The sequence below is a fragment of the Acinetobacter sp. Ver3 genome (assembly GCF_000632455.1).
Lineage (GTDB): Bacteria > Pseudomonadota > Gammaproteobacteria > Pseudomonadales > Moraxellaceae > Acinetobacter.
Genome location: NZ_JFYL01000094.1, coordinates 1 through 8843, shown reverse-complemented (window position 1 = coordinate 8843; position 8843 = coordinate 1). Strand labels below are relative to the sequence as shown.

The 8843-nt window shown below is 38.2% G+C and carries 8 protein-coding genes; 4 read left to right on the top strand and 4 right to left on the bottom strand.

Features of this window, described 5'->3' with window-relative positions:
• Nucleotides 1–300 precede the first annotated feature (300 nt).
• Both CL42_RS14915 and CL42_RS14910 read left to right on the top strand, forming a co-directional pair.
• A complete protein-coding gene (locus tag CL42_RS14915) occupies nt 301–1218 on the top strand; it encodes a matrixin family metalloprotease (RefSeq protein ID WP_081403310.1) in 918 nt (305 codons plus the stop codon).
• A 100-nt stretch (nt 1219–1318) separates the two neighbouring features.
• Nucleotides 1319–1693, top strand: coding sequence for a hypothetical protein (locus tag CL42_RS14910; RefSeq protein ID WP_035270344.1), 375 nt, complete (start codon nt 1319–1321; stop codon nt 1691–1693).
• A gap of 57 nt (nt 1694–1750) precedes the next feature.
• Here the strand turns inward: CL42_RS14910 and CL42_RS14905 are convergent, their stop codons facing one another.
• The 3 genes from CL42_RS14905 to purE all read right to left on the bottom strand — a co-directional run bounded on the left by CL42_RS14905 (nt 1751) and on the right by purE (nt 5311).
• Nucleotides 1751–3031: a lytic murein transglycosylase gene (locus CL42_RS14905; RefSeq protein WP_035270339.1), complete on the bottom strand. Its 1281-nt coding sequence runs from the start codon at nt 3029–3031 to the stop codon at nt 1751–1753.
• Between the two features lie 630 nt (nt 3032–3661).
• Nucleotides 3662–4783 (bottom strand): 5-(carboxyamino)imidazole ribonucleotide synthase, encoded by a 1122-nt coding sequence (locus CL42_RS14900; protein WP_035270336.1) that lies wholly within the window; start codon nt 4781–4783, stop codon nt 3662–3664.
• Nucleotides 4784–4798: 15 nt separating this feature from the next.
• Nucleotides 4799–5311, bottom strand: a complete 513-nt coding sequence (gene purE, locus CL42_RS14895) for a 5-(carboxyamino)imidazole ribonucleotide mutase (RefSeq protein ID WP_035270333.1) — start codon at nt 5309–5311, stop codon at nt 4799–4801.
• A gap of 271 nt (nt 5312–5582) precedes the next feature.
• Between purE and CL42_RS14890 the strand changes: the two genes are divergently transcribed.
• The gene (locus CL42_RS14890; RefSeq protein WP_035270330.1) at nt 5583–6845 is read left to right on the top strand and encodes a DUF2254 domain-containing protein; all 1263 of its coding nucleotides are present in this window, start codon (nt 5583–5585) and stop codon (nt 6843–6845) included.
• A 16-nt stretch (nt 6846–6861) separates the two neighbouring features.
• Here CL42_RS14890 and CL42_RS14885 read toward each other — a convergent pair whose 3' ends face one another.
• Complete coding sequence (locus CL42_RS14885; protein ID WP_035270328.1) at nt 6862–7206, bottom strand: DMT family protein; 345 nt, start codon at nt 7204–7206, stop codon at nt 6862–6864.
• A 252-nt stretch (nt 7207–7458) separates the two neighbouring features.
• Between CL42_RS14885 and mpl the strand changes: the two genes are divergently transcribed.
• Nucleotides 7459–8829, top strand: a complete 1371-nt coding sequence (mpl, locus tag CL42_RS14880; protein WP_035270326.1) for a UDP-N-acetylmuramate:L-alanyl-gamma-D-glutamyl-meso-diaminopimelate ligase — start codon at nt 7459–7461, stop codon at nt 8827–8829.
• Nucleotides 8830–8843: the final 14 nt, after the last annotated feature.

Genomic DNA, 8843 nt, shown 5'->3' with positions numbered 1-8843 from the left:
CCTGCTTCGTTCGTTTCCGTGTATCTCGTCGGTATGGGGTGCATTCTATAGATTTTTTCCTCCCTTGCAACCCCTTATTTCACTTATTTTCAACGGGTGTTGCTTTTTTCGACTAAAAAGATGAAAAACATGAATTTTCACTCATTTTTTAATCATTATTCATATTTATTTTCATCTTTCATTTAAATTTTACGAATATTTTTCATTTTTATACACACTGGAGCTCATATATTTTGATGATTTATTTTCCAAAATGTTTTTATACGCTACATTGAATAAAAATTAAGTTGAATTACTCGCATGATGCGCTCCATTATTCTGATCTTTTTCTTTTTATGTATTGCCTATTTTGCTGTACAACGTTTTATTCATCCTCAATTAAATCACAATTCAACTTTGGATCGGCTTCAACACCCCATTGATCAACGCCTAAGATATCGTATTGGGTTTATTGACCCAAGATTTCAACTTGATACAGAGGCATTACGCCAAATAACTCAAGAGGCAGCGAATATCTGGGAAAATCAAACTCAACAAAAGTATTTTGTTTACGACCCCAATGCTCGTCTTACAATTAATCTCATTTTTGACGAACGTCAAAATGAATCCAATTATAGAAAGCATACGCTAAAGCAATTTGAAAATAACAAATCATTAGCCGATGAAATGAGATTACAGCTAGAACAAGAAGCACAACAACTTGAATTTTTAAAACAGCAAATTGAACAGCAGCAACATAACTATAGTAATGATCTAGATCAACATAATAATTTTGTCCACCATATTAATGGCTTAAACACATCTATTACAGATTCACAATTTCAGCAGATCAATACCTCTAAGACACGACTCACACAAGAAAAGCTTGAGATTGAAAGCAATATTGAACGATTTAACATCTTACGAACAGAACTCAACGATAAAGTTGAAAAATTCAATCAATCCCAACACCAACAACGTAAAGCCATTGATGAATTCAACCAAGTTTTTCAAGCCAAAATGTTCCATAAAGGCGAGTTTAATGGTCGTGAAATCAATATTTATGAATTTCAATCTGTAGATGAACTTCGAATCACATTGGCTCACGAATTAGGTCATGCATTAGGTCTCCAGCATACTAACGACCCTAATGCCTTAATGTATCCAATTCTAGAAAAGCAGAATTTCTCCAATTTTAAATTGACTGCTGCCGACCTCGAACTGCTAAAAAGTCGATAAAATCAGCACCACAGCTCAATCCCATAATTAAATTACGGATTTAATTGAATAGTTTTGAATTCGTGTTAAGGTATTTTAAAATTAATCAGAGGAGAGAGACGTGAGTTATTATCATATTATTCTTGAGGTAAATGATCATATCAGCACGATCGAGGAAACTCGTGATATTGAAATATTTGATATTGTCGAGCTTCAACCTTATCTCTACTCAATTTTACTACCATATTTCAATAAACAACTCATCGAACTCGATGATGAGAACATTAAATTCGAAGACGTCTTACATATTCAAATTAAGCAAACACTATTACCTATTCAAGATTTAATTGAAGAGGAACAACGCCAACTTCCAAGCGATACAGATGTCACCATTACAGCTTATGAAATTTTTAATGATCGAGAATTAAGTCAAGATGTAACCTTAGTCATTTTTGACTTACTCGATGCTGTTAAAATCGATCGTTCTATTATCTAGAAACCTCATCAGAAAAAAGGTCAACCCATGTTGACCTTTTTTAATCCAAGAACCTATTTATTGCATCATCAGCTGAGCCTGCTCATTTCTAAATGCACTCAATATCTGCTGTCCCGCTCGACCTGTAGGATTTAAGCCCAATCGGGTTTGCTCTTGACGAATTGCCTGTCGAGTTTTATCCCCAATTAAACCATCAATCGCACCAATATCGTAACCGCGCTGGATTAAATAGCGTTGAATTTCTCGGCGTTCTGCTCTTGATGTACCAGGATCATCAGTCGGCCAAGCTTTTGCAATTTTAGCTTTTCCTTGCAATCGATCTGATAAATGTGCGATTGCCAACGCATAACTTTCTGCTGCGTTATAACTATATATAGCATCAAAATTTTTAAATACTAGAAAGACCGGCCCAGCACTACCAGCAGGCGCAAGCAACCCAGCTTGAGAAGATGCAGAAAGATTACCCTGAATTAAAGGGGAGCCATCCACTCTATTCAATCCTTGATTGACCCAATAAGACAATGCTTTCTTATTACGTCGCCCCTCACCTACAACTGACATTCCTGCAGGAATCTGCACTTCAAATCCCCAAGGTTGACCAGTTTGCCATCCTCTTTTCTTCAAAAAATTTGCTGTTGAAGCCAAAGCATCTGGAATACTCGAGACTAGATCACGTCGTCCATCACCATCAAAATCTACAGCAAGCTCATCATAGGTTGAAGGCATAAACTGAGTATGACCAAAAGCCCCTGCCCACGATCCTCTCAATTGTTCTTCCCGAACATCACCACGCTGTAAAAGTTTGATGGTGGTAAAAAATTCACCTCTAAAATACGATTGACGGCGTCCCTCACAACTTAAAGTCCCCAAAGCTTGAAGCAATGGATAGCGTCCAGAAATATCACCATAGTTACTCTCAACTCCCCAAACTGCAACCACCGTTTCAGCAGGAATGCCATAAGCTACACTCACACGGTTAAGTGTTTCTCGATGCTGTCGAAGTTTCTGTTGCCCCAATTGAACACGTTCATCATCAACTAAACCTGACAAATAATCCCAAATTGGCGTCGAAAATTCAGGCTGATAATTTAAACGTTCAATCACAGAATAGTCAGGAGTTAAATTCTGCGTGTAACGATCATACGTCGCCGAGCTAACCCCTCTAGTGATCGCTTGTGATTTTAAATTCGAGATGCATTGCTGAAAATTAGGAGCGGATGACACAGTTGCCGTCATGGATGGCGAGGCTGTCACAGACTGACCATTAATAATCAACTCAGCATGAGTTTGAGACATCGCTAAAAAAAATGAACCTATCGTGAGTGCAAGCCGTTGCATAAGACCCTGTAATTCTAAAATGTTGGAATTATGTCTTTACCTTAACAGCTCACTCTAAAAATTAAAGCATCGAATCGTAAATTTAAATTCATACTTTCTACTTTTTTAAATTTATTTTGAAAATTTAAATTTAAAAACTTATCCACAACCTAGTTTTAAATTCATTTGTTATTGAATTTAAATTTAAACCGCCACGCAACATTTAAATTCAAAAAACTTATCCACAGTCACCAAATACTACAAATCAGCCTAAATCATTGAAAATTATAAATATTAAAATAATTTAATTTACTCAATAGATAAGAATTTAGATATAAATCTTTAAATACATTTTTGAATTCAAACCTCAATAGTAACTTTGAATTCAAAATATCCTGCAAGCCTATTATTTTGAATTTAAACCCACTTTGAATTCAAAATTAAGATGGCTCACATAAGCCATAATCAAACTTATACACAGTTCAAAATATGTATTCTAATCAGAACTAATAGTATAATTATTATGCAATTTTTTAAAATTTCATCCGACCAATGGCAAGTGATTTTTAAAGAGGCGCAATCATGCCTTAAACAAGATAAATAAAAAAGCGACCACTCGTGTGATCGCTTTTTTTATCAGCAACTTAAAGTCTAGATGGTCATATCTTCACTTAATGCTAATGGGTTTGGTAAAATTTTCGACAATTGGCGACACAGTGTAGTCAATTCTGAGCTATCGATTGGCATTAAGGTAATATGACCAATTTTACGACCTTCACGTTCTGACTTGTTATAAAGGTGCAAATGTGCACCCTCTAAAGCCAACACATCTTCAGTTTTTGGATGCTGACCAATAATGTTCACCAATACCGTTGGACGAATCATCTCAGTTGAACCCAAAGGTAAGCCTGCAACAGCACGGATATGGTTTTCAAACTGAGAGCACACAGCACCTTCAATCGACCAATGACCTGAGTTGTGTACACGTGGCGCCATCTCATTAGCATATAAGCCTTTGTCCGTCACAAATAGCTCAAGCGTCAGCACACCGACATAGTTCAAATGGTTAAGCAAGCGAGTGATGTAATCTTGTGCTACAGGTTGTAGATCTACACTGTTCGGTGCAGGGACAATCGAGTGCGATAAGATACCATTGTGATGGTGGTTCTCAGCCAATGGCCATGTTTTCACATCACCATTCTGACCACGTACTGCAATGATTGACACTTCACGCGAGAAAGTCACAAAACTTTCAGCAATCAATTCACCCGCAGGACCAAGTTCCGCCCATGCTTGATCAATTTGATCCGCAGTGCGTAAGACAAACTGACCTTTACCATCATAACCACCACGTGAAGTTTTTAGTACGATTGGAAGACCAAGTTCAGCGACCGCGTTTTGTAAACTTTCTAGTGATGTCACCGCTTTGTAAGGTGCTACTGGAATATCTAACTCATCAAATAAAGCTTTTTCAGACAAGCGATGCTGAGCAATCGCTAAAGCCTGACGCGGGGGATGCAGTTGCTTAGTTTCAGTTAATACGTCTACATCTGACAATGGCGTATTTTCAAATTCTAAAGAAAAGACTTCTGCACTATTAATGAAATCCTGTAAGCCATTTTCAGCTTGAGTTGAGATCACTGGACCCAAAGCAGCAGAAGGGCAGTCTGTACTTGCTTCAAAAAAAGTACATTGAATATTTAATGGAAGTGCCGCCTGCGCCATCATTCGACCCAATTGACCGCCACCAAAAATACCGATGGTTTTATCCATAAGATTTATCTCGAATTAAGCTTGACCAGGAATATTTTTACTCGCAACTTTTTCAGTTTGCGCTAAACGAAAATCGGCTACATTCTTTGCAATATCAGGGCGAGTTAAACCTAAAATTTGTGCCGCCATAATCGCAGCATTGGTCGCACCTGCAGGACCAATTGCCAGAGTACCGACAGCAATACCTGCTGGCATTTGTACAATTGAAAGCAATGAATCAACACCATTCAAGATCGAAGATTTAACCGGTACACCTAGAACAGGAAGATCAGTCTTCGCTGCGCACATACCCGGTAAATGCGCTGCACCACCAGCACCCGCAATAATCACTTGGATACCACGATCACGAGCTTGCTCAGCATATTCAAACAAACGATCTGGTGTACGGTGTGCTGAAACAACTTCCGCTTCAAAAGGTACACCAAGCTGATTCAACATATTGGCAGTGTGTTCGAGTGTCGCCCAGTCTGACTGAGAGCCCATGATAATTCCAACGAGAGGAGTGTCTTGTGAAGCGGCCGCATTCATTGCAATGTTTCCAGAGATTAAAGTAAGAGAGATAAATCTCGACGAGAGCCAAGCTTTAATAAGAACTCACTATTATAGACTGAAAATGAATAGGTCTAAAGTTAAGCTGATAAAATAAGGATTAAAAATATATACTTGTTAATAGACATAAAAATGAATTTTATGATTGGTCATTGTTCGGCCTTAAACGTCTAGCTCATTTAAGACAAATTGAATTTACATAAAACTGAACTAAGCCATTCAAATTAAAAAATAAAAAGGAGAATATAGCATGTGGTTTAAACTGAAACTATGGTGGAATAACCCTGCAGAAAATTTATGGTTTACACCAGCACTTGGGGCTTTATTAGCGATTTTTTTCTCTCTATTTGCAACCGCAAGTCGTTATTTTATTCCATCACACGCGGTTCCAAATATCAGTATTGAAACACTAAGTAGCCTACTGGATATCATTGCTTCGAGTATGCTAGCGGTCACTACATTTTCACTTTCGATTATGGTCGCCGCATTTGCTTCAGCTTCCTCAAGTGGTACGCCACGTGCTTATAAGCTGATGATGAATGATGATAATACTCGTCTCGCAATTACCAGTTTTATTTCCGCATTTATCTATGCTGTCATCGCAAAAATCGCTTTGGGTTTACAATATTATGGCGTTTCGGGTCGTTTTGTCTTATTTGTAAGTACCATTTTGGTTCTCATTTATTTGATTGTGACACTGATTCGTTGGGTACAAACATTGTCTCAGCTTGGCACATTAACCAATGCTATTTCTAAAATTGAAACAGCAGCATCTCAAGCTTTAAGTACATTCCGTACACACCCCCACTTTGGCGCTTCAGGACAAAAACCATTGGGCGAAAGCCAACTCAAAATACACCCAAAACAGACAGGTTATTTTACTCATTTTGATATTGAGTCCTTAGATCTTCTTGCTCAAACGCACAATGCACATATTCATCTTGCTTTTCTTCCTGGGAAATTCGTAGACCCATCACTGGTTCTGATTGAGGTCTTTACGGAAAATCCAATAGATGACGAAGAATTAAAAAATTTAGAACATCAAATTCATGAATACGTGATTATCGAAACGAACCGAAGCTTTTTACAAGACCCAAGATTTGGTTTATTGGTCATGAGCGAGGTTGGACAAAAAGCGATGTCAGCTGCAATTAATGATGTGGGTTCAGCAATTAGTGCGATCAATGCCTTAACGCGGATTATTATTGATAGTCAACCAGATCCAGAACAGAAAACTTTTAATTTCTCGAATATCAGTGTCGATATGTTTGATATTCGTGAGTTTATTAGCAGTAGCTTTGCACCGATGGCACGGGACTGTATAAGTAATATCGAATTAAATCAAAGAATGATTAAATGCTTATCCATGATTGAAAAAAATGTATCTGAACCGGAACTACGGGAAGCTGCTCATGAAATGGCACATGAAATCTTGGCACGCTGCTTAAAATATTTTGATTTTGAACCTGATCGTCAAAGATTAGTTCGGGAATATGAAAATAACTTTAGTTAATCTTTATCCTTTTGAATCATGGTGTTCTAAATACAAAATAGACACAACCACATAAGCAAAGTGCAGCCCATACATAATCCAATTTGAAAGGCTGTTTAAACATGAAAATCATGAAAGGAACAAACACCAATAGCGTAACGACCTCCTGAGTGATTTTCATTTGTCCCACAGCCCAGCCATTTTGAGCCAGCATCTTGGTTGCAGGAATCATCAAGCTGTATTCGAATAATGCAATGATCCAACTAAATAGAATGGCTTGCCATAAAGGGGCATCATGCGGCAAAAATTTTAAATGACCATACCACGCCAAAGTCATAAAGCAATTTGCTAAAATCAGAAGCAATAAAGGTAAATAAATCATTTAAATCTCAAGTTAAATCGTCCGCGTTATTCTACGATTAAATCATTTCGTTTCATCATACTAGATTAAAAATATTCATATATTTTAGCTCATAAGTTTAAAAATTTATTTCTGCAAAATTTTACGGAATGCCTTCTAATAATCACTATCTTTTCACCAAGACCCTTGTTATCGTTGACATCAAATCAAATAACACATGACAACAGCACCAAAAAGATGTTTGTGTCGAAAAGAGTAGTGGAGTAAATCATCATGCATCTGCATATTTTGGGAATCTGTGGCACCTTTATGGGATCGTTAGCACTGTTAGCTCGAGACCTAGGGCACACCGTGACAGGCTCGGACCAAAATGTGTATCCACCTATGTCGACACAACTTGAAAATGCGGGTATTACCTTAATGCAAGGTTATGACCGTAGTCATTTGCAACCACACCCAGATTTAGTGATCGTTGGTAATGCCATGAAACGTGGAATTGACGCCGTTGAATACATGCTAAATCAGGGTTTACCCTATATCTCTGGACCACAGTTCCTTGCCGACCATGTGCTACAAGGTAAACATGTATTAGGGGTTGCTGGTACACACGGAAAAACAACCACTACCACGATGTTAGCTTGGGTATTAGATCAAGCGGGCTTGGAACCGGGCTTTTTAATTGGTGGTGTACCACTTGGATTTAAAGAAAGTGCTCGTCTAGGCGGAGGTCAATATTTCTGTGTAGAAGCAGATGAATACGACTCTGCCTTCTTTGATAAACGATCTAAATTTGTTCATTACCATCCAAAGACAGCTATTCTGAATAATCTTGAATTTGATCATGCAGATATCTTTGATGATCTCGCTGCCATTCAAAAACAATTTCATCATTTGGTTCGTACTATTCCAAGTGAAGGCTGTATCATCGCACCAATCACTGAATCAAATATTGATGAAGTTTTGGCACAAGGCTGTTGGACACCGATCGTCCGTACATCGCTTGAATCTAATGATCAAGCAACTATCTCTGCAAACCAACTTTCTGCAGATGGTACTCACTTCCAAGTCTTAAAAGACGGCAAAGTAAAAGGTACAGTCCAATGGTCGATGACAGGTCAACACTCCGTTGCAAATGCTTTAGCAACCATTGCGGCTGCAGAGCATGTAGGTGTTTCCATTGAAACTGCATGCGAAGCATTATCGAATTTTTGTGGTGTAAAACGCCGTATGGAGCTCCTCGATACAATTCGAGGTATTGAAGTTTTCGATGATTTTGCTCATCACCCAACAGCAATTGACACAACACTGGATGGTGCTCGTAAACGACTAGGCGAACGTAAACTATGGGCGATTATTGAGCCTCGCTCAAATACGATGCGAATGGGAAGCCACAAAGATGGTTTAGCATATTCTGCTCGATTGGCAGATGAGGTGATTTGGTATCAACCTGAGGGTTTAGATTGGGATTTACAACCTGTTGTTGAAGCTGCTCCGAATAAAGCTGTGGTAGCGCGTACTTTAGAAGAGATCATTCAAACTGTCGTGAATGATGCAGGCGAGGGGGATGCCGTTGTGATCATGTCAAATGGTGGTTTTGGTGGTTTGCATCAAAAACTCATTCAAGCACTCAAAGCAAAAGAATAAATAAAAAAGCCGCT

Excerpts from the sequence above, each read along its gene's own strand:
- purE (WP_035270333.1), bottom strand. The coding sequence starts at position 5,311 with ATGAATGCGGCCGCTTCACAAGACACTCCTCTCGTTGGAATTATCATG.
- CL42_RS14885 (WP_035270328.1), bottom strand. The coding sequence starts at position 7,206 with ATGATTTATTTACCTTTATTGCTTCTGATTTTAGCAAATTGCTTTATG.
- CL42_RS14915 (WP_081403310.1), top strand. The coding sequence starts at position 301 with ATGATGCGCTCCATTATTCTGATCTTTTTCTTTTTATGTATTGCCTAT.
- CL42_RS14905 (WP_035270339.1), bottom strand. The coding sequence starts at position 3,031 with ATGCAACGGCTTGCACTCACGATAGGTTCATTTTTTTTAGCGATGTCT.
- mpl (WP_035270326.1), top strand. The coding sequence starts at position 7,459 with ATGCATCTGCATATTTTGGGAATCTGTGGCACCTTTATGGGATCGTTA.
- CL42_RS14890 (WP_035270330.1), top strand. The coding sequence starts at position 5,583 with ATGTGGTTTAAACTGAAACTATGGTGGAATAACCCTGCAGAAAATTTA.
- CL42_RS14900 (WP_035270336.1), bottom strand. The coding sequence starts at position 4,783 with ATGGATAAAACCATCGGTATTTTTGGTGGCGGTCAATTGGGTCGAATG.